Origin of the sequence: Pseudomonas sp. MEJ086, assembly GCF_030209025.1 — a bacterium.
GTDB lineage: Bacteria > Pseudomonadota > Gammaproteobacteria > Pseudomonadales > Pseudomonadaceae > Aquipseudomonas > Aquipseudomonas fulva_A.
The window spans coordinates 53,736-78,268 of sequence record NZ_JARVSV010000020.1 but is presented as its reverse complement, the minus strand read 5'-3'; the positions used below and the strand labels follow the sequence as shown (position 1 = coordinate 78,268).

Below are 24,533 nucleotides of genomic sequence, written 5' to 3'. Positions count from 1 at the left end.
CCGGAAGGAGGTTATTCGACCAGCCCGAATTCGCGGCCCAGCTCGCGGTACTGCTGCACCTGCTTGTGTACCAGGGCTTGCAGGTCCGCACCGGCGACATACATCGGCAGTACGTCACGGTCGACCATGTAGCGCTCGAACTCGGGGGACGACTCCAGTTTGGCGAAGGCCTCGCGCCACCATTGCACGTGTTCTTCGGGAACGTCCGGGCCGAGGAAGTAGCCGCGGATCAATGGCCACTGGATCTCGTAGCCCTGTTCGCGGGCGGTGGGAATGGAAGCCAGGTCACCGGGCAGACGCTCTTCGCTGAATACCGCCAGGGTGCGGATGTCGTTGCCCTTCTGGGAGGCGATCTCGCTGGCGCTGCCGGTGACCAGATCGACGTGTTTGCCCATCAGCGCCATGTAGTGCTCGGAGCCGCCTTCGAAGGCCGCATAGCGCAGTTCGCTGGGGTCGATGCCTGCTGCCTTGGCGAGTAGCGCGATCTTCATCCAGCCCTGGCCGCCGATGCTGCCGCCACCGCCGACGACGACGCTCTTCGGGTCTTTCTTGAGCGCCTGCACGACCTCGTCGAGGTTCTTGTAGGGCGAGTCGTCACGCACTGCCAGGGTGCCGTAATCGGTACCGATGGTGGTCAGCCACTGCACGGCGTTTTCGTCGAACTGGCCGTACTTGCCCAAGGCCAGGTTCAACAGCGAAGCACCGGAAAATGCGATCAGGGTGCCTGGCTCGTTACGCCGATTGGCGGCCACCGAGTTGTAGGCGACCGCGCCGATACCGCCTGGCATGTAGGTGACGCGCATCGGCGACTTGAGCACGGCATTGTCTTTCAGGCCCGCCTGGGCAAGCTTGCAGGTGAGGTCGAAGCCGCCGCCCGGTTTGCTTGGCGCGATGCATTCTGGCCGGTGCGGCTGGTCGGCGCTGGCCTGCAGGGTGGTCAGCAGCAGTGCACCGGCGAGGGGGAGAAGAAGGCAGTTCTTGAAGGCTTTCATGGTGTTTACCTGTATTGGATTTATTGGCAGGTTTTTCACGTGGCGCCGTCTCACCAGATCGGCAGGGCGTAACTCAGGATCAGGCGGTTTTCATCCATGCCGCGGGTGAAATTGGCGCGGTAGGCGGCATTGCGCCAGGTGACTTTGAGGTTCTTCAGCGGTCCTTCGGCGAATTCATAGGCCAGGTCGGTGTTGCGTTCCCACTCGCTGCCGCTGCCGCTGCCGCTGCCGCTGTCGCCATTCGCCAGGTCGATGCCGTTACCGCGCACGTAGCGCGTCATGAAGGTCAGGCCGGGGATGCCCACTTTGCTGAAGTCATAGTCATAGCGAACCTGCCAGGAGCGCTCATCGGGCCCGGCAAAGTCGTTGATCTGCAGAAAATTGGTCAGGTAGGGCGTTGCGCCGTCGACATAGGCGAAGCCGTCGTCACCATGCATGCGCTGGTAGGCAACGCCCAGCGCGTGGCCAGCCAGGCTGTAGGTGAACATGGCGTTGAATACCTGGTTGTCGATATCACCGACGCGTGCCTGACCTGTCTCGCTGTTGTTGAAGTAGCGCAGGTCGCTTTTCAGCTTGCCCGGGCCCAGAGCCAGGGTGTGCTGCAGGCCGAGGAAGTGCTGGCGGTAGATGTCCCTCAGCTCCCCCTGGTGGTAACTCACCTGAGTGGTCGGCGTCAGGGCATAGTCGAGGCTGGCGAAGCGCAGATGATCACTGCTCGGGCTGGCGCCGAAGCGACCGTTCTTGTTGTTCAGTGCCAGCTTGCTGGAGCCCGAGACATCGCGCTGCACCACCCGTGATATTTCGCCGAACGAGGCCGTCAGTCGGTCGATGTCCTTGCTCTGCAGCTGCCAGCCCTCGAAGGTCTGAGGCAGCAGGCGGCTGTTGCTGAACTGCAGGGTCGGCATCTTCGGCAGCAGGGTGCCTGCCTTGAGGACGCTGTCGGCGAAACGCACCTTGGCGGTCAGGCCAAGCTTGCTGTAGTCGTCCTCGGCGCGCCGATCGCCGTTGCGTGGCAGCAGGTCGGTACCCGAGCGATCCGGGGATGAATCGAGCTTGAGGCCAAGCATGGCCAGGGCGTCCACGCCAAAACCGACGGTGCCCGGGGTGTAGCCGGATTCCATGTCGAGGATGAAACCCTGGGCCCATTCCTCACGCTTGTTCTGCCCTGGGCCGTCACGAAAATCGCGATTGAGGTAGAAGTTGCGCAGTTCCAGGTTGGCCTTGCTGTCTTCGATGAATCCGGCCGCCTGGGCATTGCCCACCGCCAACGGCAGGCCTGTCAGGAAAGCGGGGGCGAGGGATACATAGAGCAGATTCTTTCTTGTCATTATTGTGTTCTCTCGGGGGCGCGGGTGACGTCAGTTTTTCTGTGTGCCTCTTGCCGTCAGCGGCACGTAGACATCGCCGGCGAAAAGGCGCCGCGCGGTGCGTATCAGGGAGGCCTGCATGTGGTGCGGCTGGCTGTCTTCGCCAGGCTCGAGTGAGACTTCTATCTGCCCGCCCGGATGTTCCAGGCGTACCAGGGCCGCACCGGTTATCGGGGCAATGTCGAACGCGACGCTTCCCGGCAGGGCACAGGCACTGGCCAGGCCGATGGCGCCGGTGGCGGCGATGGATCGATGGCAGCTGTGGGGCATGAAGTAGCGGGTCGACAGAGTGCCGCCAGTGCGAGGTGGTGCAAGCAGCACCGGTTTGGGGATCACCATCTGGCTGACGTCACCCAGGCCCATGGCCTTTCCTGCCTGCAGGCGGATGCGCTCCAGGCGCTCCAGCAACGCGCTGTCGGCGTCCAATTGTGCAGCTGTCTCGTGGCCTGTCTTGCCCAGCGCTTCGGCGTGCATGATGACCATGGGCATGGCCATGTCGATGCAGGTGGTGTCGACGCCGTCGAAGCGGTCGCGAACATTGCCGGTAGGCAACAGTGTTCCGGTCTTCGCCCCTGCAGCATCGAGAAAGGTCAGCTTGATTGGCGCAGCGCTGCCGGGAACACCATCGATGCTGGTTTCTCCCTCGTAGCGAACCTTGCCCTTGGGCGTCTGCACTTCCGAGTCGATCAACGTGTTGGTGTTGAGGTTGCGAATGCGTACCCGGGTCACTGGTGCGCAGGCGTTGACCAGGCCGTGTTCGATGGCGAATGGGCCGACGGCGCAGAGCATGTTGCCGCAGTTGGGGGCCGTGTCGACCCGGCGCTGGGCGACCATGACTTGCACGAACAGGTAGTCGACATCGGCATCCGGGTGAGGGGAGGTGCTCACGATGGCGACCTTGCTGGTCTGCGGATTGCCGCCGCCGATACCGTCTATCTCCAGCTCGTGACCCGAGCCCATGACTTTGAGCAGCAGCTCGTCTCGTTGGGCAATATCTGAAGGCAGGTGATTGGCCAGAAAAACCGGACCACGAGAAGTGCCGCCGCGCATCAGGACGCAGGGAATGGCTTGCATGATGTCTCCAGTGCAATAAATTCGCTTATTGTTGCTTTCCTTAAATGGTGGTGAGTGTGTTTTGTTTTGTAAATTGCATATATTTCAAGAACTAATGCTTTTAGTGCATTAATGCGCTGGCTAGAGGCTTCGGATGTGGCATTTTCACGGGTGGTCGCCGCGTTCTGATTAATGGACTAATCTGCCTCCCATAATAAAAGTCGTCATTGATAGGTTTTATGCATGAATTACGAGCTTCAGGATCTTCGTGCCTTCGTCAAAATTGCTGAGTTCGGCAATTTTCACGAGGCGGCCAACGCCATTCATCTGTCCCAGCCGGCGCTCACCCGACGCATGCAGAAGCTGGAGGAGGGCTTGGGCACCCAACTGCTCGATCGCACCACGCGGCGGGTCAGCCTGACCGCCGTGGGCCGTGACTTCCTGCCCAAGGCTCGGCGCTTGCTGGATGATTTCGAGCGTTCGATTCTGGGCATTCGAGAACTGGCCGAGCGTCAGTCCGGGCAGGTCACCCTGGCGTGCATTCCAACTGCGGCGTTCTACTTTCTGCCCACGGTGATCCGTGAGTTCAATCGGCAGTACCCGAAAATTCGCATCCGTATCCTCGACCTGAGCGCCCATGAAGGCCTCGAAGCCGTGCTGCGCGGCGAGGCGGATTTCGGCATCAACATGCTCAGCGGGCAGAACGCGGAGATCGATTTCACCCCGCTGGTCAACGAGCCCTTCGTGCTTGCCTGTCGACGTGACCATCCCCTGGCGGAGCAGCCTCAGGTGGCGTGGCGGGAGTTGAGTGATTACCGCCTGATCGGCGTGGGGCGCTTGAGCGGCAACCGCGTGCTGCTCGACCATGGCCTGGCTCACCTCGACTGGCGGCCCAGCTGGTTCTACGAGGTTCAGCACCTGTCCACGTCTCTGGGGATGGTCGAGGCAGGCCTGGGCATCGCCGCCATGCCCAGCCTGGCGATGCCTGCCGAAGATCACCCTACGCTGGTGCAGCGCCCCCTGGTGGACCCGGTGATCAGCCGCACCCTGGGCCTGGTACGGCGCCATGGCTCGTCGCTGTCGCCGGCTGCGGAGCAATTCGTCGATACCTTGCTGCGACAGTGGCCGGGCTATACCGCGTTGGGCGGTGACAAGCCGGCGTAACCTCACACGGCGATGTTGCGTTTTTCAGCCATCCGGAAATGCCATGCTTAATGATGCGTAAAACGCATCAATCGCTTAAATATTTGCATTTGATGGAATTGTCGGTGCGTGTAACTCTTTTGCTCAAGACATCAATCGGCCTGATTGATCAGTACAAGAGTAAGAATCATGCAGCGAATTCCCTGTGTGCTCATGCGCGGAGGCACCTCCAAAGGCCCGGTTTTTCTCGCCAGCGACTTGCCTGAGTCGGTAGAGGAGAGAAATGAAGTCCTGCTGTCGGTCATGGGCGCAGGGCATGAGCTGGAGATCGACGGCATAGGCGGTGGCAGCCCGCAGACCAGCAAGGTCGCCATCGTCAGCCCGTCCAGCCACCCGGATGCAGACGTCGACTACCTGTTCGTGCAGGTCATGGTCTCCCAGCGGCGGGTCGACACGGCGCCCAATTGCGGCAACATGCTCTGCGCCGTGGGGCCGTTCGCGGTCGAGCAGGGCCTGGTCAAGGCGGGGCCCGCTACCACTGAGGTGCGCATCAGGAATCTCAATACCGGCACTTTCGTCAGTTCCAAGGTGCAGACGCCGGGCGGTGCAGTCACCTATGCGGGCGCGACCCGCATCGATGGCGTACCAGGTGTCGCCGCGCCTATCGAGCTGACCTTTCTGGATGCTGCCGGCAGCAAGACCGGCAAGCTGTTTCCCACTGGCAATACCCGCGACCGCTTCGATGGCGTCGAAACCACCTGTATCGACATGGCCATGCCGATGGTGCTGATCGATGCCGCCAGCCTGGGCAAGACCGGCCGCGAGTCACCTGCCGAGCTCGATGCCGACCTCGACTTTCTCGCCCGGCTCGACGCCATTCGTCTGCAGGCGGGCCTGGCCATGGGGCTGGGTGATGTCAGCCAGAAAGTCATTCCGAAACCGGTGCTGCTGGCACCGGCCTCATCCGGCGGAACGATTCAGGTCAGGTATTTCATGCCCCACAACTGCCACCGCGCATTGGCCATCACCGGCTCCATCGGTCTGGCCACCGCGTGCGTCAGTCAGGGAACCGTGGCGGCGCAAATGCTCGGTCTCGATGCCAGCGAAGAGCGCATGACTCAGGTACGCATCGAACATCCAAGCGGTTCGATCGAGGTGGCGCTGGCTTACGTGGGCGAGCAGGGCAAGACCATTCGCGCGTCCGTGGTACGCACCGCCAGGCGGCTGTTTTCCGGTGAGGTGCACGCTCCGGAGGAGCGCCTGCTGGCCGGGTGACATTGCCGTCCAGTGAGGCACTGGTCTCCTGGCAAAGGTTCTACGCAGAGAGCCGTCACTGCAGCAAACGAAGCATGTAACTTGGGCAAATCCGCTTGTCGCGGATCGCCACGAGATGCTCGTCTCCAAAAACAAAAAGAGAGAACTCTATGCTCGCTTTACTCGGGTTGGCGATGGTGGTCGTGTTCACCTACATGATCATGTCGAAGCGCATGTCGCCCATCGTGGCGCTCACCTTCATTCCGATCGTTTTCGCCGTCGCAGGAGGCTTCGGCGATTCGACCGGCAAGATGATTCTCGACGGCCTGAAGATGGTCGCGCCCTCGGCGGCATTGCTGCTGTTCGCGATCCTGTTCTTCGGGCTGATGATCGACACGGGGCTGTTCGATCCGCTGATTCGCAAGATCCTGCGCAAGGTCAACGGAGATCCCGTGAAGATCGCCGTGGGCACGGCGCTGCTGTCCCTGACCGTTGCCCTGGACGGCGATGGCACCACCACCTACATGATCACCTGCGCGGCGATGTTGCCGCTGTACCGGCGCATCGGCATGAACCCCATGGTGCTCGCCACGGTTTCCATGCTGTCGCTCAGTATCATGAGTGGCATGACGCCCTGGGGCGGACCGGCGACGCGCGCCATCGCCGCACTGGGTCTCGATGCCTCCGAATACTTCATTCCCTTGCTGCCGACCATGGTGGCCGGCGCTGCCTTCGTGGTGCTGATCGCCTACGTGCTTGGCCGCAAGGAGCGCAGCCGCATCGGCAACACCGAACTGCAGACCGGCGGCGGCAACTGCTATATCGAGGAGATTCTCGGCGACCAGCCCTACAAGCGTCCTCGCTTCGTCTGGGTGAACCTGTTTCTGGTGATCGCCGTGATGACGGCGCTGGTGATGGGCGTCGCGCATGCTGCCGTGCTTTTTTTGATCGGTTTCGTGGTCGCCCTGATGATCAATTACCCGCAGCTCGACATTCAGAAGGAACGGATACTTTCCCACTCGGGAAATGCCATGACGGTGGTGCTGCTGGTCTTCGCGGCCGGCGTGTTCGCGGGGATCTTCTCGGGCACCAAGATGGTCGATGCCCTGGCGCAAAGCATCGTCAACATGATCCCGCCGTCCTGGGGCCACCTGTTCCCGCTGGTGGTGGCAGTTACCAGCATGCCGTTGACCTTCGTGCTGTCTAACGATGCCTACTATTTCGGTGTGGTACCCATTCTCGCCAAGGCTGCAGCGGCCTATGGCATCGACCCGGTGGAAATCGCCCGCGCTTCGATCCTCGGGCAGCCGGTTCACCTGATGAGCCCCTTGGTGGCTTCGACCCTGTTGCTGGTCGGCATGGTGGACAAGGACATCGGCGACTTTCAGAAATCCACGGTGAAGTGGGCCGTGCTGCTGTCGCTGGGAATCACCCTGGTGGCGGTATTGACCGGGGCCATTTCATTTCTGGTCTGAGTGCATGAAGGCGCGCTGGGACGGGTGTTCCCAGCCGCCCGCTGCTGGTGGGAGAGGGTTGATGCTCGTATGGACGATGGGGCTGGGCTGGTAGTTAAGGTTTGTTATATCATAACCATTCGCTGTGCCCGGTAGACCCTCTGTCTGCCCGGCTTCCTGTCCTGGATATGCTATGACCACTGCCGCCACCACCCATTCCGTTACCTCACGCCTTACTTCCATCGACGCCCTGCGCGGGCTCGTCATCCTGTTCATGCTGCTCGACCATGTGCGCGAGACGTTTTTCCTGCACCGACAGGTGCTCGACCCCATGGATGTGAGCAGTACCGAGCCTTCTCTGTTCTTCAGTCGCACTCTGGCTCACCTCTGTGCGCCGGTATTCATCTTCCTGACCGGCCTGTCGGCATTCCTGTATGGCGAGAAGGCCAATGGCCGGGCCGCGGTCAGCGCTTTCCTGTTCAAGCGCGGGCTGTTTCTGGTCGTACTGGAATTCACGCTGGTGAACTTCGCCTGGACCTTTCAGGTGCCGCCGACGGTGATCTACCTGCAGGTGATCTGGGCCATCGGCCTGAGCATGCTGGCACTGTCGCTGCTGGTATGGCTGCCGCGCGGCGTGCTGATCGTGCTGGGGCTGGTGCTGGTATGCGGTCACAACCTGCTCGATGGCCTGCACTTCGCGGCCGATTCGGCGATGCACGTGCCATGGGCCATCCTGCATGATCGCGGCTGGCTGCAGGTCTCCGAAAACCTGCGTCTGCGCACCTCGTATCCGCTGTTGCCGTGGATCGGCGTGATCGCCCTGGGTTATGCCGCTGGTTCGTGGTTCGGCCGTGCTGCAGACGCCGCCGGCCGGCAGCGCCTGTTGCTCGGTTGGGGATTAGCTTCCCTGCTGGTGTTCATCGTGGTTCGTGCAGGCAACGGCTACGGCGAGAAGAGCTGGATCATGGGCAGCAACTGGCTGGAAACCCTGATGAGCATTCTCAATATCACCAAGTACCCACCGTCGCTGGCCTTCCTGTCGCTGACCCTGGGGCTGGGGCTGCTGCTGTTGCTGGCCTTCGAGCGGGCCCAAGGCAACCGCTGGCTGAAGGTGCTGACCGTTTACGGTGGCGCGCCGATGTTCTTCTACCTGCTGCACCTCTACGTGCTCAAGCTGCTGTACCTGGCGGCGGTGGCCATCTGGGGCACCAACCAGGGCGATTACTTCGGTTTCGACTCGATCGGTCCGGTGTGGCTCTGCTCGATTCTGCTCGCCGTGGTGCTGTTTCCTCCGGTGCGCTGGTTCGCGGCACTCAAGGCCCGTCGCCGCGACCTGACCTGGCTGCGTTATCTCTGAATGCCGCTCATCCGCTTGTCGGAGTGGTCGAACATCGGCTGCTTCCGGCCTGTCCGTTGTGAATCACAGACAGACTGGAGCTAGCGATATGTCCACATTCGATAAGCAAGGCGGCAGTAACGTGCAGGGTTGGGAGCGTGCGCTTTCCATCGGCAGTGGTATCGCCATGGCCCGTGGCGGCCTGAAGCGCGGCGGTGTACTCGGCCTTGCTCGCGCAGCGTTCGGTGGCCTGCTGGTTGCCCGTGGCCTGAGCGGCCATTGCCGACTCAAAGGCTTCGTGGAAGACGCCCGTTCCATGCGCCCCGACGTGGATCGCATCGCAGAAACCGTCACCCGGCTGGAAAGCGAAATCGCTGAGCGGGTAAAGCCCGTCGTCAAGAAAGTCACTGACGGCGTCTGATACGCTGAGAACACGAATCGGCCCGCCATGCGCGGGCCGGTTGCGTTTGGCTCACGAGCGGAGATATAGCATGAGCAGCGAATACAGCAGCACGGCGCCGACAGCCGCCGAAGTACGGGCCAAGCCTGGTATGACCCTCATCGAATTCGGCACCGACTGGTGCGGCCATTGCCAGGCGGCGCAGCCGTTGCTGGCCAAGGTGATGCCGGACTATCCCGAAGTCACCCACCTGAAGATCGAGGACGGCAGCGGTCGACCACTGGGGCGCGCCTTCAACGTCAAGCTGTGGCCGACCCTGGTGTTCTTGCGCGACGGCGTGGAGGTCACCCGACTGATTCGCCCCACCAGCGTCAGCCCGCTGGAAGAAGCCCTTGAACAGTTGGTGGGGGAGGGCTGAACTGCACACCGCAACCCGTCACTTTCCCTGAATTTTCCCGGTAGGGGTCGAGTCAACCGAACAGACCCATACTGGAGAACGTCATGAGCACACCCAAGCAGCCAGCCACCCCTCGTGAGATCGACGATACCGAGGATCGCATGGGCTCGATCGAGCAACTGGATTTCAGCGATAGCAAGGATGAGCGCGAGGGGCGCATCGGCGACCGCCGTCCAGCGGACGAGGTGCAGCACGAATACCCGGATGAGCGCGTGCGCGACGCAGGGCAGAGTGGCGGTGAAACGCTGAAAGAGGGCCGTCATGAAGACGGTGTCAGCCTCGACGATCTGAGCCCCGAGAACCTGATCGACGATACCGGCGCACGCTCGCCGCGGGAGCGTGGCGGTGACGAGCCCGCTGACCGCGATCTGAGCGTCGTCGGCGAAGGCGATATCGGCGGCGGTTCAGGGCTAGACGAAGCCGAACTGGCCAAAAAGCGTCCGCTGGATGGCGAGCCTTGGGACGGCAAGCCGAACACCTGATGCCTCGTTGACGTGCATGGCCGCAACGGCCATGCACGTACCCCACACAATGCGCTGCGGCTTTCTCGTCAATTTGACAGCTGTGTAATTACAAGCTTACGTTTACGTAAAGGTAATCTGCGCAGGTCGCTCGCACCATGAGTCATTCCTACAGCATTTCCCAGCTGGCCCACGAACTCGGCGTCACCACCCGTACCATTCGTTTCTATGAAGAGCAGGGCATGCTCATGCCTGAGCGCAAGGGGCAGGAGCGTATCTACAGCGCCCGCGATCGGGTGACGCTGATGCTCATCCTGCGTGGCAAGCGCATCGGTTTTTCCCTCGCCGAGTGCAAGGAATTGATCGACCTCTATGACCCCGCTGGCGGCAATCGCAAGCAGCTCGACCATTTCCTGGAAAAGATCGCCGAGCGCCGCGAGCATCTCGCCCGCCAGTTGCTCGACATCCAGCAGATGCAACGTGAGCTGGACACCGCCGAACAGCGCTGCCTGACCGCCATGCAGGAGATGCCCGCCGCTTCTTGATCTGCCGCTGCCCCATCGTTTAGCGCATCCAACAACTACAACAATGGAGAGTCGTTACATGAGCATCACGCTGCCAGGTCTGAATTTCTTCCTCGGCGAGGAAATCGACATGCTTCGCGACGCGGTCGCCGGTTTTGCCGCCAAGGAAATCGCCCCACGGGCTGCCGAAGCCGATCGCAGTGACCAGTTCCCCATGGACCTGTGGCGCAAGTTCGGGGACATGGGCCTGCTCGGCCTGACCGTCAGCGAGGAATACGGTGGCGCCGGCATGGGCTACCTGGCGCACATGATCGCCATGGAGGAAATCTCCCGGGCAGCGGGCGGTATCGGCCTGTCCTATGGCGCCCATTCCAACCTGTGCGTGAACCAGATCAACCGTAATGGCAGCGAGGCCCAGAAGCGCCGCTTTCTGCCGAGGCTGATCAGTGGTGAACACATTGGGGCACTGGCCATGAGCGAGCCCAATGCCGGATCCGACGTGGTGTCGATGAAGATGCGCGCCGATCGCAAGGGCGACCGTTACCTGCTCAACGGCACCAAGATGTGGATCACCAACGGCCCGGATTGCGACGTGCTGGTGGTCTATGCAAAGACCGACTCGAGCGCGGGCGCCAAGGGCATGACCGCGTTCATCGTCGAGAAGGGCGCGCCAGGCTTCAGCGTCGCCCAGAAGCTCGACAAGCTCGGCATGCGCGGTTCGCACACCGGCGAGCTGGTATTCCAGGATGTCGAAGTGGCGCAGGAGAACGTACTGGGCGGCGTCGGTGAAGGCGCACGAGTGCTGATGAGCGGCCTGGATTACGAGCGTGCGGTGCTTTCTGGCGGCCCGCTGGGGCTGATGCAGGCGGCGATGGACGTGGTGGTGCCCTACATCCACGACCGCAAGCAGTTCGGCCAGAGCATCGGCGAGTTCCAGCTGATCCAGGGCAAGCTGGCCGACATGTACACCACCCAGCAGGCCTGCCGCGCGTACCTCTACGCGGTCGGCCGGCAGCTCGACGCCCTGGGCAGCGGCCATGTGCGTCAGGTCCGCAAGGACTGCGCCGGGGTCATCCTCTATGCAGCGGAAAAAGCCACCTGGCTGGCCGGTGAGGCGATCCAGATTCTCGGCGGCAATGGCTACATCAACGAGTATCCGGTCGGGCGTCTGTGGCGCGACGCCAAACTCTACGAGATCGGCGCCGGCACCAGTGAAATTCGCCGCATGCTGATCGGTCGCGAGCTGTTCAACGAAACGGCGTGATCAGAGTCCCACGCTGCCAGTCGGAGCCAATGTCATGGCCATTGTGTGTACAAAACTGAACACCCGTTCCCCCGAGTACGCCGTCAACCGAGAAGCGATGCTGGCCCAGGTCGATGAGTTGCACGGCGTGCTCGCCCGTACCCGCGAAGGCGGAGGTGCCAAGGCGCAGGAACGGCACCGCTCGCGCGGCAAGCTGCTGCCTCGCGAGCGCATCGACTGGCTGCTCGATCCGGGCTCGCCGTTTCTGGAAATCGGTCAGCTCGCCGCTTATCAGGTCTACGACGAAGAGGTTGCCGCCGCCGGGGTGATCGCCGGAATTGGCCGTGTCGAAGGCGTCGAATGCATGATCATCGCCAACGACGCCACGGTGAAGGGCGGTAGTTATTATCCGCTGACCGTGAAGAAACACCTGCGCGCCCAGGCCATCGCCAGTCAGAACCGCCTGCCATGCATCTACCTGGTGGATTCCGGTGGTGCCAACCTGCCGCGTCAGGACGAGGTGTTTCCCGATCGCGAGCACTTCGGCCGGATCTTCTTCAACCAGGCCACCATGAGCGCCCAGGGCATCCCCCAGATCGCCGTGGTGATGGGCTCGTGCACCGCCGGCGGCGCCTATGTGCCGGCGATGAGCGACGAGACCATCATGGTGCGTGAGCAGGCGACCATCTTTCTCGCCGGCCCGCCGCTGGTGAAGGCCGCCACCGGTGAAGTGGTCAGCGCCGAGGAGCTTGGTGGCGCCGACGTGCACTGCAAGACCAGTGGCGTGGCCGATCACTATGCGGAAAACGACCGGCACGCCCTGGCCCTGGCGCGCCGCTGCATTGCCAACCTCAACTGGCGCAAGCTCGGTGACGTGCAAGCGCGCCAGCCCATCGCGCCGCGTTACTGCGCCGATGAGCTGTACGGCATCATTCCCGCCGATTCCAAGCAGCCGTTCGATGTGCGGGAGGTGATCGCGCGGATCGTCGATGACTCGCAGCTCGACGAGTTCAAGGCGCTGTTCGGTACCACCCTGGTCTGCGGTTTCGCGCACCTCAATGGTTATCCGGTCGCCATCCTGGCCAACAACGGCATCCTCTTCGCGGAAGCCGCGCAGAAGGGCGCGCACTTCATCGAGCTGGCCTGCCAGCGCGGCATTCCGTTGCTGTTCCTGCAGAACATCACCGGCTTCATGGTCGGCAAGAAATACGAAGAGGGCGGTATCGCCAAGCACGGCGCCAAGCTGGTCACCGCGGTGGCCTGCGCCCGTGTGCCCAAGTTCACGGTGATCATCGGCGGCAGCTTCGGCGCGGGCAACTACGGCATGTGCGGGCGAGCCTTCGATCCGCGCTTTCTGTGGATGTGGCCCAACGCGCGCATTGGCGTGATGGGCGCGCAGCAGGCTGCCGGGGTGCTGGTGCAGGTCAAGCACGAGCAGGCGCAGCGCGCCGGCCAGGTGTTTTCCGCCGAGGACGAGCAGCGCCTCAAGCAGCCTATCGTCGAGCAGTACGAGCGCCAGGCCCACGCCTTCTATTCCAGTGCGCGACTCTGGGACGATGGCGTGATCGACCCGGCACAGACCCGCGAGGTGCTGGCCCTGGCAATTTCCGCCAGCCTCAACGCGCCCATCGAGCCGACACGCTTCGGCGTGTTCCGCATGTAGCCTGGCCGAGGACATACCGATGACCGATTTCAGCACCCTCCAATTGCACACCGACCCGCGCGGGGTCGCCACCCTGTGGCTGAACCGCCCGGACAAGCACAACGCCTTCAACGCCGAGATGATCGAGGAGCTGATCCAGGCATTGCGCCAGGTCGCGGCTGACGACAGCCTGCGGTTTCTCGTCCTGCGCGGCCAGGGGCGGCACTTCTGCGCCGGTGCCGATCTGGCCTGGATGCAGGCTTCGGCGCAGCTCGACTACGCCAGCAACCTGCGCGACGCCCACCAACTCGGCGAGTTGATGAGCCTGCTCTACCACTTGCCGTGCCCGACATTGGCAGTGGTGCAGGGCGCCGCGTTCGGCGGTGCGGTCGGGCTGACGGCCTGCTGCGACATCGCTATCGGTGCCAGCGAGGCATCGTTCAGCCTGTCCGAGGTGCGCATCGGCCTGGTTCCCGCGGTGATCAGCCCCTACGTGGTGCAGGCCATCGGCGAGCGCGCCACCCGACGCTACGCGCTCAGTGCCGAGCGCTTCAATGGTGAGCGAGCGCGGGAACTGGGGCTGCTCGCCGAGTGCTATCCCGCGGCCGAGCTGGAGAGCGAGGTCGAGCAGTGGATTGCCAATCTGCTGCTCAACAGCCCGCAGGCCATGCGCGAGAGCAAGGCGTTGCTGCACGGCGTCGGTAGCGGGGTACTCAGCGACGCCCTGCGCCAGCGTACCGAGAGCGTGATCGCTGGCATTCGCGTCAGCGAAGAAGGGCAGGAAGGCCTCGCTGCCTTTCTGCAGAAACGCCCCTCCGCCTGGCAGGCCCAGCCATGAAAACCATCGATACCCTTCTGATCGCCAACCGCGGCGAGATCGCCTGCCGGGTGATGCGCACCGCCAAGGCCCTCGGACTGACCACGGTGGCGGTCCACAGCACCATCGACCGCAGTGCCCGGCACGTGCGCGAGGCGGATATCGCCATCGATCTCGGCGGCGCCAAACCAGGCGACAGCTACCTGCTGATGGACAGGATCATCGAGGCTGCGCAGGCCAGCGGCGCCCAGGCCATTCATCCCGGTTATGGATTCCTCTCCGAAAACGCCACCTTTGCCCGCAAACTCGAGGCGGCCGGGCTGATCTTTCTCGGTCCTCCCGCCAGTGCCATCGATGCCATGGGCAGCAAGTCCGCGGCCAAGGCGCTGATGGAGGCGGCCGGCGTGCCGCTGGTACCGGGTTACCACGGCGAGGCTCAGGATCTGCAAACCTTCCGCAGCGCAGCCGCAGGGATCGGTTATCCGGTGCTGCTCAAGGCGACTGCCGGTGGTGGTGGCAAGGGCATGAAGGTGGTCGAGAGCGAAAGCCAGCTGGCTGAAGCCCTGGCGTCGGCGCAGCGTGAAGCGCAGTCGGCGTTCGGGGACGGGCGCATGCTGGTGGAGAAATACCTGCTGCAGCCGCGCCACGTGGAGATCCAGGTCTTCGCCGATCAGCACGGCAACTGCCTGTACCTCAACGAGCGTGACTGTTCGATCCAGCGCCGTCATCAGAAAGTGGTCGAAGAAGCCCCGGCGCCGGGCCTGTTGCCGGAGCTGCGGCGTGCGATGGGAGAGTCCGCGGTGCGCGCTGCCCAGGCCATCGGCTATGTCGGCGCCGGAACCGTGGAGTTTCTCCTCGATGCCCGGGGCGAGTTCTTCTTCATGGAGATGAATACCCGTTTGCAGGTCGAGCACCCGGTGACCGAGGCGATCACCAATCTCGACCTGGTGGCCTGGCAGGTTCGCGTGGCGCGCGGTGAGCCGCTGCCGATTCGTCAGGATCAGGTGCCCCTCGTCGGTCATGCCATCGAAGTGCGTCTGTACGCCGAAGATCCTGAAGGCGGCTTCCTGCCCGCCAGTGGCCACCTCGACCTGTACCGCGAGCCGGCAGCCGGGCCGGGGCGTCGGGTCGACAGCGGGGTGGAGCAGGGCGATGACGTGTCGCCGTTCTATGATCCGATGCTGGCCAAGCTGATCGCCTGGGGTGAGAACCGTGAGGAGGCCCGTCAGCGCCTTCTGGCCATGCTGGGAGAGACCGTGGTCGGCGGTTTCAAGACCAATCTGGCGTTCCTGCAGCGAATTCTGGCCAACCCGGCGTTCGCTGCCGCACAGCTGGACACCGGCTTCATCGACCGTCACCAGGCGCAGCTGCTGCCACCGGTCACGGAGCTGCCGGAGGCGTTCTGGCTGCAGGCTGGCGCGGCATTCCTAGCCACCGATGGCGAGCGGCAGCGGCAGGACGATCCGTACTCGCCCTGGGCGTCACGCAGTGCCTGGCGGAGTGGTTTGCCGGCCGAGGTGAGTATGGCGCTGGTGTGCGGCGACGCCAGCCACAGCCTGGTGCTTCAGACGCGCCCCGCCAGCGCGGTACGCCAGTCACAGGTCGTGCGCCAGGGCGACAACCTTTATCTGCGCTGGGGCGTGGAGTGGCTGGCCGTGCGCCGCTTCGACCCGATTGCCGCTGCCGAGGCGGGCAACGTTCATCAGGGTGGGCTCACCGCGCCCATGAACGGCAGCATCGTTCGCGTGCTGGTCGAGCCGGGTCAGCATGTCGAAGCGGGCGCTGCACTGGTGGTGTTGGAAGCCATGAAGATGGAACACAGCATTCGGGCGCCCGAGGCGGGGACGATCAAGGCGATCCATTGTGCCGAGGGCGAAATGATTGGCGAGGGCGCGGTACTGGTCGAATTGGAGACGCAGCCATGAGCCTGCCCCGTTACGTGCGCCTGGTGGAAGTCGGCCCACGTGACGGTCTGCAGAACGAGAAGCAGCCGATCCGCGTGACCGACAAGGTGCGTCTGGTGAATGACCTCAGTGCCGCCGGGCTGGCCTACATAGAAGTCGGCAGTTTCGTATCGCCCAAATGGGTGCCGCAGATGGCCGGCAGCACCGAGGTGTTTGCTGGTATCGAGCGGCACCCCGGTGTCACTTACGCGGCGTTGACTCCCAATCTGAAAGGGCTGCAGGCGGCAATCGATGCCGGTGTGAAGGAAGTCGCCGTGTTCGCAGCCGCGTCGGAATCCTTCTCGCAGCGCAACATCAACTGCTCCATCGCCGACAGCCTGTTGCGCTTTCTGCCGGTGCTGGAGATGGCCCAGCAGCGCGGTATCCGCGTGCGCGGCTACGTCTCCTGCGTGCTGGGCTGTCCCTATGATGGCGCTGTCTCGCCCCATCAGGTCGCCGCCGTCTGCCGGGAGCTGCATGCCATGGGCTGCCATGAAATCTCCCTGGGCGACACCATCGGCGTCGGTACCGCTGGCGGCGTGCGGCAACTGATCGAGGTGGTAGGCCGTGACGTGCCACGGGAGCAACTGGCCGGGCACTACCACGATACCTACGGCCAGGCGCTGGCCAATATCTACGCCAGCCTGCTGGAGGGCGTCGCGGTGTTCGACAGTTCGGTCGCCGGGCTGGGCGGCTGCCCTTACGCCAGGGGCGCGACCGGTAACGTCGCCAGTGAGGACGTGCTCTACCTGTTGCAGGGGTTGGGCATCGAAACCGGCGTCGATCTGGCGCGTTTGATCGACGCCGGGTCGCATATCAGCAAGGTGCTGGGACGCGAGTCGGCTTCACGGGTGGCGAGAGCGCGGGCAGCGCTTCGGTGATGCCCGCTCACCCGGTCACCACTGAACTTCTTCGTGCAAAAAAACTCATACCGGCTAGTCAGTTACGCGGCTGCCTTGGCAAATCGGCGCGGCGAACTGAGCGATCCGGTCAGCTTTCTGCTTCATCTCGCCATTTCCCGCAGAGCATGCGTGATCTGCCTGGACAATTCACAGCAACGCGGCTTGCGTTGACACACCCACACCCCCTAAGCTCGCGCCTTCACTCGATTGCCCTAGGGCGCAGCGGACAAGGAATCAGCATGAAACAGCATCGTTTGGCAGCAGCGATCGCCCTGGTGGGCCTGGTGCTCGCCGGTTGTGATTCGCAAACCAGCGAAGTGAAACTGGAAACCCCGGCTCAGAAGGCTTCCTACGGTATCGGCCTGAACATGGGCAAAAGCCTGGCTCAGGAAGGCATGGACGATCTGGATCCGAATGCTGTCGCTCAAGGTATCGAGGACGCCATCGGCAAGAAAGAGCAGCGCCTGAAAGACGAAGAGCTGATCGAAGCCTTCTCTTCGCTGCAAAAGCGTGCCGAAGAGCGCATGACCAAAGCCAACGAAGAAGCGGCCCAGGCCGGCAAGAAGTTCCTGGAAGAGAACGGCAAGCGTGACGGCGTCACCACTACCGCCTCGGGTCTGCAGTATGAAGTGGTCAAGAAGGCCGACGGCCCTCAGCCCAAGGCTGATGACGTGGTCACCGTTCACTACGAAGGCAAGCTCACCGACGGCACCGTATTCGACAGCTCCGTCGAGCGTGGCACCCCGATCAACCTGCCGGTTGGCGGCGTGATCCCGGGTTGGGTCGAAGGCCTGCAACTGATGCACGTTGGCGAGAAGTACAAGCTGTACATCCCTGCCGAACTCGCTTACGGCGCCCAGAGCCCGAGCCCGGCCATTCCGGCCAACTCGGTACTGGTGTTCGATCTGGAACTGATCGCGATCAAGGATCAGGCCGCTCAGGAACAAGCAGCACCTGAGGCCGCTCCGGCTCAGTAAGCGCTGTTCGTTTCGAAACAACGCCCCGTTCTACGGGGCGTTGTCGTTTCTGGAGCTTTTGCCTAGCCGCAAAGCGCTCTGAATGCAACCACCGCGTTACGGTTATGCACACTGCGACAAAGGTTCTTATTTACTTGGTCAGGTTTTTTACGAAATCTTTTGATTTTTTTAACTAATTGATTTAGCAGGATTTTATCCGCTGGATAAAAAATGTCCGATCTGTGGCAAGGCCGCATGGCAAGGGCGTTTGGTAAGCTAATCCCATAACTGTTCACAAGGTTATCCACAGCTATGGTGGATAACCACAGACAGCCCAGCGAACACGCGGGCTGACGAGGAGTGGTCATGAAAGCACCGTGGAATTTTGCCCGTTACCTGCCCATCGCGCAGCGTTTCCTGAAGCGCGGTCGCTTGCCGGCATTGCTGCTGGCAGTGACACGCAAGAGCAGCGGTGGCGGCCGCAGCCTGTCCTCGCTGAGGGGCGATCTGAGCCTGCTGCAGGAACTGTGCGTGGCCTGGTGGCGGGGCAGCTATCGGGCGATCAACCCGCAGGCGCTACTCGCCATCGTGGCCGGCCTGCTGTATTTCGTGTCGCCGCTGGACGCCATCCCGGACTTCATTCCCGGCCTGGGCCTGGTGGACGATCTGGCCGTGCTCGCCTGGGTCATGAAAACCTGGGGCGGCGAACTGGACGCCTTTCGTACCTGGCGCGATGCCCAGGACCGCGAAACCCGCGATGCCATCGCCAAGCTGCCGGTGGCCGAGCGGGTGACCTGAGCGAGCAGTCACCCGAACAGGCACCGAATGGCGCCAGTGACCGTCAGGCCGAGAAACCACCGTCGATGGTCAGCGCCGTTCCGGTCACCAGCCCGGCTTCGGCACCCGCCAGCCAGGCCACCATGCTGGCGATCTCATCGCTGCGGGCGTGCCGCTTGATCGCCATGAAACTGTGCATCAGCTCGTTCAGCGGGCCGTCGGCCGGGTTCATCTCGGTATCGGTCGGGCCTGGTTGCACGACGTTGACGGTGATGCCACGCGCGCCGAAATCCCTTGCCAGTCCCTTGACCATGCCACTCAATGCCGCCTTGCTGGCGCCATAGGCGGCCATGCCCGGCATCGCTGCGCGGTCGGCAATGTTCGAGCCGATCAGGATGATCCGGCCGCCGGCTGGCATCTGCCGCGCCGCACTGACCGCTGCATGGTAGGGCGCGTTGATATTGATGGTGAAGAGCTGGTCGATGCTATCGGCATCCAGCCCCAGCGGGTCACCCGCGACGAACACGCCGGCGTTGACCACCAGCACGTCGATGGCGCCGAGGCTGTCGATCAGGGTAGTCAGGGCGGCACGATCAGCGCTGTCCACTTGCACGGCGCGGCTACTCGTTTCTTCTGCCAACTGCCGTGCCGGTGCCGCCGAGTTGGCGTAAGTGAAGGTTACCTGCGCGCCATCGCTGGCGAAGCGGCGCACGATGGCGGCACCAATACCGCGGCTGCCGCCGAGGACCAGAACGGATTTGCGATCTGAATGGGACATGATGGTTATCTCCTGATTGGCGAAGGTGGGTGATCAGTGTCCGGCGACGATTACGTCGCTGCGTCGTTGCCCGGACGGGAAACCGTGGCGGCTGGCCGCCGAAGCGATCCACAGGGCGATCAACAGCAGGGCCAGCATCACCCAAGGGAAGGCGCCGACGCCGAACTGGCCGAGCAGCACGCCGCCGGTCAGCCCCGCACCGGCGATGGCGCTGTTCCAGATCACCACGTTCATCGACATCGCCACGTCGGCGCCAGGGCCGGCGGCGTCGGCCAGAGCCGTTTGCAGCAGGGTGGCCGCACCCCCGAAGGTCAGCCCCCAGACGAACACACCGACGTACAGCACGGCGACCGAATCGGCGTGCAGGCCGAACAGCAGGGCGACCAGGGCGAAGGTGGCAAGGCTGGTGAGCACTGCCTGGCGCAGATGGCGGTCGACCAGGCGACCGGTAATCCAGATGCCCGCCAGGGCGGCGACGCCAAAGGTCAGCAGGACGACATCGATCTGATTGTCCAGCCCGGCAGGGGCGACGAAGGGGGCGATGTAGGTGTAGAGCATGTTGTGGGCGAGCATCCAGGTCAGCACCACGGCGAGAACGGGGCGCACACCGGGCGTCAGCAGCACCGAACGCAAGGCAATGCGCTGGGTTCGCGATTGCCCGGGGTAGTCCGGCACCTTGGCGAGCACCCAGACGATCAGCCCGACGCTGAGCAGGGACATCAGCCCGAAGGCGGTGCGCCAACCCACTATTCCGCCGAGCCAGGTGCCGATCGGTACGCCCAGGGAAAGGGCGATGGGCGTGCCCACCATGGCCAAGGCCAGGGCTCGGCCCTGCTGGTGCGGAGCGACCATACGACGGGCGTAACCGGCGATCAGGCTCCAGGCCAGCCCCGCGGCCATGCCGGCGAAGAAGCGCGCGACCAGTGTCAGTACATAGTCCGATGACCAGGCGGTGATCGAGTTGAACACTAGAAAGCCGATGATCGACAGCAGCAATACATTGCGCCGCCGCCAGCCCTGGGTGGCGATGGTCAGTGGGATCGCGGCCAGCAGCGAACCCAGGGCATAGAGGGTGACCAACTGCCCGGCCAGGGCCGGGGAAACCTCGAGGCCCGCGCTGATTTCAGGTAGCAGACCTGCTGGCAGGGTTTCGGTGAGGATGCAGATGAAGCCTGTCATCGCCAGGGCCAAAAGCGCTGAAACGGGAAGTGAATCGGTTTTCGGGGAATCGGTCATGGGCTGCTTCTCATATATATAACGATTGGTACAAATGTAGGCTGGCAGAGACCCATGGTCAACGACTTTTGTATCGATTAGTATTTATGTCATCAGGCAGGAGGAAGAGACATGGCACAGATGGGGCGCCCACGCACATTCGACCGCGATGCGGCAATCGTTCAGGCAATGCACCTTTTCTGGGAGCATGGCTATCAGGCTACATCCCTGAGCCAGCTCAAGGCCGGGATCGGTGGTGGTATCTCAGCACCCAGTTTCTATGCGGCCTTCGGTTCCAAGGAGGCGCTGTTCGATGAGGTGGTTGAGCGGTACATGAGCACTCACGGGCGGGTTACCGAGAGTCTCTTCGACAGCGATCTGTCGGCACGCGATGCCGTCGAGCTGACGCTGCGCCGCTCGGCCAGCATGCAATGCGAGACGGGGCATCCGCGAGGCTGCATGGTGGCCCTGGGGGTGATCGGGGTATGCACGCCGGAGCAGGGGACGACGGTGCTGAGCGAAGTTCGCGATCGCACGCGCAAGGGATTACGTGCCTGTATCGAGCGGGCAATCGCCGACGGTGAGCTGGCGGCCGATACCGATGTACAGGCACTGACGTCGGCGTTCGACAGCTTTCTGCTGGGGCTTTCTACCCTGGCTCGCGACGGCATCGAACATGCGGCGCTCGATGCTGCGGTCGGTCAGATCATGAAACTGTGGGACGGCTGCCGACGCTAGCGTCGACCACCGTTGGGCCGCGCGGCAATCTGCCGGTAGTTGTGAGCCTTGTCCGTTACTCGATGGTGCGGTCTATGCGGGCGATCTCCCGGGTCGACAGCGCTCGCCAGTCATCCTCGGCAATGCCGTGATCCTCCAGAGCGGAGTCCATTGCCTCCTCCAACGACAGCCAGAGGTGGTCACCTTCGGACTGGCCGCTGGCGTAGTCGGTGTATCTGATTTCCAGGTACACCACGTCGTCATCCTCGCAGAGCAGGGCGAAGAGCACGATGGCCGTGACTTCCGGGCGCTGCGGGCAGGTTTTGCGGCATTCGGCGAACAGATAGTGGAGGGTCGGGAAATCGTTCATGGGCAGATTCGTCGGGATGGAGCCTGATCGTATCGCGAACCGGCCCTGAAGTGGCAGGCCCAACCGCTCACCGTGTTCAATCCCGCTCGAGCAGCAGCGCCACGCCCTGACCGCCACCGATGCACAGGGTGGCCAGACCTTTCTTGGCGTCACGCTTGAGCATCTCGTGCAGCAGAGTAACCAGCACGCGGCAACCGGAGGCGCCGATCGGGTGGCCGAGGGCTATGGCACCGCCATTGACGTTGACCTTGCTGGCATCCCAGCCGAGTTCTTTCCCCACCGAAAGCGCCTGGGCGGCGAAGGCTTCGTTGGCTTCGATCAGGTCGAGCTGATCGAGAGACCAGCCAGCCTTGTCCAGGCTGCGGCGGGTGGCCGATACCGGGCCGATGCCCATGATCGCCGGGTCGACGCCGGCGTTGGCGTACTCCTTGATCCGCGCCAGTACCGGCAGGCCCAGACTCTGCGCTTTGCTTGCGCTCATCAGCAGCACCGCGGCCGCGCCGTCATTGAGGCTCGAGGCATTGCCGGCGGTGACGCTGCCGTCTTTCTTGAAGGCCGGTTTCAGCTTGGCCAGGGTTTCTGCCGTGGTGCCCGCGCGGGGTTGCTCGTCGGTGGCAAAGGCGATGGGCTCGCCTTTGCGCTGGGCAATCAGGATCGGCGTGATCTCGTCGGCGAAACGCCCGGACTCGATGGCTGCCAGGGCTTTCTGCTGGGAGGCTGCCGCGAAGGCATCCTGGGCCTCACGGCTGATCGCGTACTTGTCCACCAGGTTCTCGGCGGTGATGCCCATGTGGTAATCGTTGAAGGCATCCCAGAGGCCGTCGCTGATCATGCTGTCGATCAGTTGGCCATGGCCCATGCGCAATCCGGTGCGTGCCTTGGGCAGCACGTAGGGCGCCAGGCTCATGTTTTCCATGCCGCCGGCGATGATCACCTCGGCGTCGCCGCAGCGAATCGCCTGGGCACCGAGATGCAGCGCCTTGAGGCCGGAGCCGCAGACCTTGTTGAGCGTCAGGGCCGGTACGGCATGGGGCAGGCCGGCAATGATGGCCGCCTGGCGGGCGGTGTTCTGCCCGGCACCAGCGGTGAGCACGTGGCCGAGGATCACTTCATCGACCTGATTGCCATCCAGACCAGTCTGCTCGAGCAGGCGACGGATCACCGCCGCGCCCAGTTCGGTAGCCGGAACATCCGCCAGTGCCCCCTGGAAACTGCCGATGGCGGTGCGGGTGGCGGCGACGATGACGACATCTTGCATGGGGTTCTCCTAGCCGTGATGGGACGGATATTGTTATTGGCTGGCTACGATCCTGACGCCGGGTCGACCTGCATGCAAGTCCAGGCTTTTCGATCGTATGGATCAACAATGCCGCATGCCGAGCAGCGAGGCGGCGTGCTAGATTTCCCGCCTCGCCAACAGCCTATCGATCAGGAGCCCTGCCATGCCCGAATCCCGTGCGACGGTTACCACCGAACATGCCGTGCGCTGCGTGACCCGTTTGTGTCGGCACTGGAGCCACAAGTTTCAGGTGAGCTTCGACGAAACCCGTGGCGAGATCTTCTTCGACCCGGCGCGTTGCACCCTGGCGGTGGTGGAGGGCGGCCTGGAGGTGCTCATCGAGGCACCGGACGCGGCCACGCTGGAGCAGCTGGAGCCCGTGGTGGCCGATCACATGCAGCGCATGGTCGCCGGAGAAACGCTGCAGATCAGCTGGCGGCGTTGAATGGCGGTGGGGCACCATCGCCGACCGAGCTGTTAGACTAAGCGGCTTTGAACGCTGTCCAGGATCGTCAATGGATCGTCCCGTATTTCGTCGCTCCTTCCTTCACCCACGCTTCTGGCCGTTATGGCTGGGGCTGGGTCTTTTGTGGCTGATCGTGCAATTGCCTTATGGCGCCTTGCTGCGCCTGGGGCGTGGCCTTGGCTGGCTGATGTACCGTGTGGCCGGTTCCCGGCGACGCATTGCCACGCGTAACCTGCAACTGTGCTTTCCACAGATGTCCGCCGCCGAGCGCGAGCGACTGCTGAAGGAAAATTTCGCCTCCACCGGCATTGCCTTTTTCGAGATGGCCATGAGTTGGTGGTGGCCCCGCGAAAAGCTCGCGCAACTGGCCCATATTGAAGGTATCGAACACCTGCAGCATGCCCAGGCCCAAGGGCAGGGCGTGATCCTCATGGCGATACATTTCACCACCCTGGAGATCGGCGCCGCGTTGCTCGGCCAGGTGCACACCATCGACGGCATGTACCGCGAGCATCGCAATCCGCTGTTCGACTTCGTGCAGCGGCGCGGGCGCGAGCGTCACAATCTGGATGCCACCGCCATCGAGCGTGAAGACGTGCGCGCCATGATCAAGGTGCTGCGTGGCGGCCGGGCGATCTGGTACGCGCCGGATCAGGATTACGGTCCCAAGCAGAGCCTGTTCGCGCCGCTGTTCGGCGTGCAGGCCGCGACGGTCACTGCGACCACCAAGTTCGCCCGCCTGGGCCGCGCCATCGTGCTGCCGTTCACCCAGCAGCGTTTGCCGGACGGCCAGGGCTATCGCCTGACCATTCACCCGCCGCTCGCAGACTTTCCCGGCGAGACCGAGTTGGCCGATTGCCTGCGCGTCAATGCCTGGGTCGAGGAAGCCATCGCCACCTGTCCGACGCAGTACCTGTGGGCGCATCGCCGCTTCAAGACCCGTCCACCAGGCGAGCCCAAGCTCTACTGACAACCTCGAATTGGAAT

General features: G+C 63.1%; 25 protein-coding genes. 18 read left to right on the top strand and 7 right to left on the bottom strand.

Annotated elements, in window-relative coordinates; translation table 11 throughout:
* Positions 1-11: 11 nt before the first annotated feature.
* The 3 genes from QRN22_RS12965 to QRN22_RS12955 are packed head-to-tail and all read right to left on the bottom strand — an operon-like array spanning position 12 to position 3,433.
* Positions 12-992: a Bug family tripartite tricarboxylate transporter substrate binding protein gene (locus QRN22_RS12965; protein WP_285402998.1), complete on the bottom strand. Its 981-nt coding sequence runs from the start codon at positions 990-992 to the stop codon at positions 12-14.
* A 50-nt stretch (positions 993-1,042) separates the two neighbouring features.
* The gene (locus QRN22_RS12960; protein ID WP_042552682.1) at positions 1,043-2,320 is read right to left on the bottom strand and encodes an OprD family porin; all 1,278 of its coding nucleotides are present in this window, start codon (positions 2,318-2,320) and stop codon (positions 1,043-1,045) included.
* Positions 2,321-2,350: 30 nt separating this feature from the next.
* Positions 2,351-3,433 carry a 4-oxalomesaconate tautomerase gene (locus QRN22_RS12955; RefSeq protein ID WP_042552683.1) on the bottom strand — a complete coding sequence of 361 codons (1,083 nt, stop codon included), beginning with the start codon at positions 3,431-3,433 and terminating at the stop codon, positions 2,351-2,353.
* Positions 3,434-3,655: 222 nt separating this feature from the next.
* On the opposite strand from QRN22_RS12955, the gene QRN22_RS12950 reads away from it, so the two are divergent.
* The 15 genes from QRN22_RS12950 to QRN22_RS12880 all read left to right on the top strand — a co-directional run bounded on the left by QRN22_RS12950 (position 3,656) and on the right by QRN22_RS12880 (position 18,742).
* Positions 3,656-4,576, top strand: coding sequence for a LysR family transcriptional regulator (locus QRN22_RS12950; RefSeq protein WP_042552684.1), 921 nt, complete (start codon positions 3,656-3,658; stop codon positions 4,574-4,576).
* Between the two features lie 168 nt (positions 4,577-4,744).
* Complete coding sequence (locus tag QRN22_RS12945; protein WP_042552685.1) at positions 4,745-5,830, top strand: 4-oxalomesaconate tautomerase; 1,086 nt, start codon at positions 4,745-4,747, stop codon at positions 5,828-5,830.
* Between the two features lie 149 nt (positions 5,831-5,979).
* Entirely contained in the window at positions 5,980-7,284 is a 1,305-nt protein-coding gene (locus QRN22_RS12940; protein WP_042552686.1) for a CitMHS family transporter, read from the top strand.
* Positions 7,285-7,456: 172 nt separating this feature from the next.
* Positions 7,457-8,620 carry an acetyltransferase domain-containing protein gene (locus QRN22_RS12935; protein WP_042552687.1) on the top strand — a complete coding sequence of 388 codons (1,164 nt, stop codon included), beginning with the start codon at positions 7,457-7,459 and terminating at the stop codon, positions 8,618-8,620.
* Positions 8,621-8,708: 88 nt separating this feature from the next.
* Positions 8,709-9,020, top strand: a complete 312-nt coding sequence (locus tag QRN22_RS12930) for a YgaP-like transmembrane domain (protein WP_042552688.1) — start codon at positions 8,709-8,711, stop codon at positions 9,018-9,020.
* A gap of 70 nt (positions 9,021-9,090) precedes the next feature.
* Complete coding sequence (locus QRN22_RS12925; RefSeq protein WP_042552689.1) at positions 9,091-9,417, top strand: thioredoxin family protein; 327 nt, start codon at positions 9,091-9,093, stop codon at positions 9,415-9,417.
* Positions 9,418-9,500: 83 nt separating this feature from the next.
* Positions 9,501-9,938: a hypothetical protein gene (locus tag QRN22_RS12920; RefSeq protein WP_042552690.1), complete on the top strand. Its 438-nt coding sequence runs from the start codon at positions 9,501-9,503 to the stop codon at positions 9,936-9,938.
* 137 nt (positions 9,939-10,075) lie between these two features.
* On the top strand, positions 10,076-10,462 hold the full coding sequence (locus QRN22_RS12915) for a MerR family transcriptional regulator (RefSeq protein WP_042552691.1): 387 nt from the start codon (positions 10,076-10,078) through the stop codon (positions 10,460-10,462).
* Positions 10,463-10,526: 64 nt separating this feature from the next.
* The gene (locus QRN22_RS12910) at positions 10,527-11,705 is read left to right on the top strand and encodes an isovaleryl-CoA dehydrogenase (protein ID WP_197076967.1); all 1,179 of its coding nucleotides are present in this window, start codon (positions 10,527-10,529) and stop codon (positions 11,703-11,705) included.
* A 34-nt stretch (positions 11,706-11,739) separates the two neighbouring features.
* On the top strand, positions 11,740-13,347 hold the full coding sequence (locus QRN22_RS12905; RefSeq protein WP_042552693.1) for a carboxyl transferase domain-containing protein: 1,608 nt from the start codon (positions 11,740-11,742) through the stop codon (positions 13,345-13,347).
* A gap of 19 nt (positions 13,348-13,366) precedes the next feature.
* Positions 13,367-14,164: a gamma-carboxygeranoyl-CoA hydratase gene (locus QRN22_RS12900; RefSeq protein WP_042552694.1), complete on the top strand. Its 798-nt coding sequence runs from the start codon at positions 13,367-13,369 to the stop codon at positions 14,162-14,164.
* Positions 14,161-16,068, top strand: a complete 1,908-nt coding sequence (locus QRN22_RS12895; protein ID WP_042552695.1) for an acetyl/propionyl/methylcrotonyl-CoA carboxylase subunit alpha — start codon at positions 14,161-14,163, stop codon at positions 16,066-16,068. The genes QRN22_RS12900 and QRN22_RS12895 overlap by 4 nt, the downstream gene beginning before the upstream one ends.
* Positions 16,065-16,967, top strand: coding sequence for a hydroxymethylglutaryl-CoA lyase (locus QRN22_RS12890; RefSeq protein WP_042552696.1), 903 nt, complete (start codon positions 16,065-16,067; stop codon positions 16,965-16,967). Before QRN22_RS12895 ends, QRN22_RS12890 begins: the two co-directional genes overlap by 4 nt.
* A 260-nt stretch (positions 16,968-17,227) precedes the next feature.
* Positions 17,228-17,965, top strand: a complete 738-nt coding sequence (bamJ, locus tag QRN22_RS12885) for a BamJ family beta-barrel-assembly machinery protein (RefSeq protein ID WP_042552697.1) — start codon at positions 17,228-17,230, stop codon at positions 17,963-17,965.
* Between the two features lie 345 nt (positions 17,966-18,310).
* A complete protein-coding gene (locus QRN22_RS12880) occupies positions 18,311-18,742 on the top strand; it encodes a YkvA family protein (protein WP_042552698.1) in 432 nt (143 codons plus the stop codon).
* Between the two features lie 43 nt (positions 18,743-18,785).
* On the opposite strand, the gene bdcA is transcribed toward QRN22_RS12880, so the two are convergent.
* The gene (gene bdcA / locus QRN22_RS12875) at positions 18,786-19,499 is read right to left on the bottom strand and encodes an SDR family oxidoreductase (protein WP_042552699.1); all 714 of its coding nucleotides are present in this window, start codon (positions 19,497-19,499) and stop codon (positions 18,786-18,788) included.
* Positions 19,500-19,532: 33 nt separating this feature from the next.
* Positions 19,533-20,735, bottom strand: a complete 1,203-nt coding sequence (locus QRN22_RS12870; protein ID WP_042552700.1) for an MFS transporter — start codon at positions 20,733-20,735, stop codon at positions 19,533-19,535.
* A gap of 111 nt (positions 20,736-20,846) precedes the next feature.
* Between QRN22_RS12870 and QRN22_RS12865 the strand changes: the two genes are divergently transcribed.
* Positions 20,847-21,452 carry a TetR/AcrR family transcriptional regulator gene (locus tag QRN22_RS12865; protein ID WP_042552701.1) on the top strand — a complete coding sequence of 202 codons (606 nt, stop codon included), beginning with the start codon at positions 20,847-20,849 and terminating at the stop codon, positions 21,450-21,452.
* A gap of 55 nt (positions 21,453-21,507) precedes the next feature.
* On the opposite strand, the gene QRN22_RS12860 is transcribed toward QRN22_RS12865, so the two are convergent.
* Together QRN22_RS12860 and QRN22_RS12855 are read right to left on the bottom strand one after the other, a co-directional pair.
* Complete coding sequence (locus tag QRN22_RS12860) at positions 21,508-21,801, bottom strand: hypothetical protein (RefSeq protein ID WP_042552702.1); 294 nt, start codon at positions 21,799-21,801, stop codon at positions 21,508-21,510.
* Positions 21,802-21,877: 76 nt separating this feature from the next.
* Positions 21,878-23,059, bottom strand: a complete 1,182-nt coding sequence (locus QRN22_RS12855; RefSeq protein WP_042552703.1) for an acetyl-CoA C-acetyltransferase — start codon at positions 23,057-23,059, stop codon at positions 21,878-21,880.
* 184 nt (positions 23,060-23,243) lie between these two features.
* Here QRN22_RS12855 and QRN22_RS12850 point away from each other — a divergent pair, with 184 nt between their 5' ends.
* Both QRN22_RS12850 and QRN22_RS12845 read left to right on the top strand, forming a co-directional pair.
* Positions 23,244-23,525 (top strand): DUF2218 domain-containing protein, encoded by a 282-nt coding sequence (locus QRN22_RS12850; RefSeq protein ID WP_042552704.1) that lies wholly within the window; start codon positions 23,244-23,246, stop codon positions 23,523-23,525.
* A 70-nt stretch (positions 23,526-23,595) separates the two neighbouring features.
* Positions 23,596-24,516 (top strand): lipid A biosynthesis lauroyl acyltransferase, encoded by a 921-nt coding sequence (locus QRN22_RS12845; RefSeq protein ID WP_042552705.1) that lies wholly within the window; start codon positions 23,596-23,598, stop codon positions 24,514-24,516.
* Positions 24,517-24,533 lie beyond the last annotated feature (17 nt).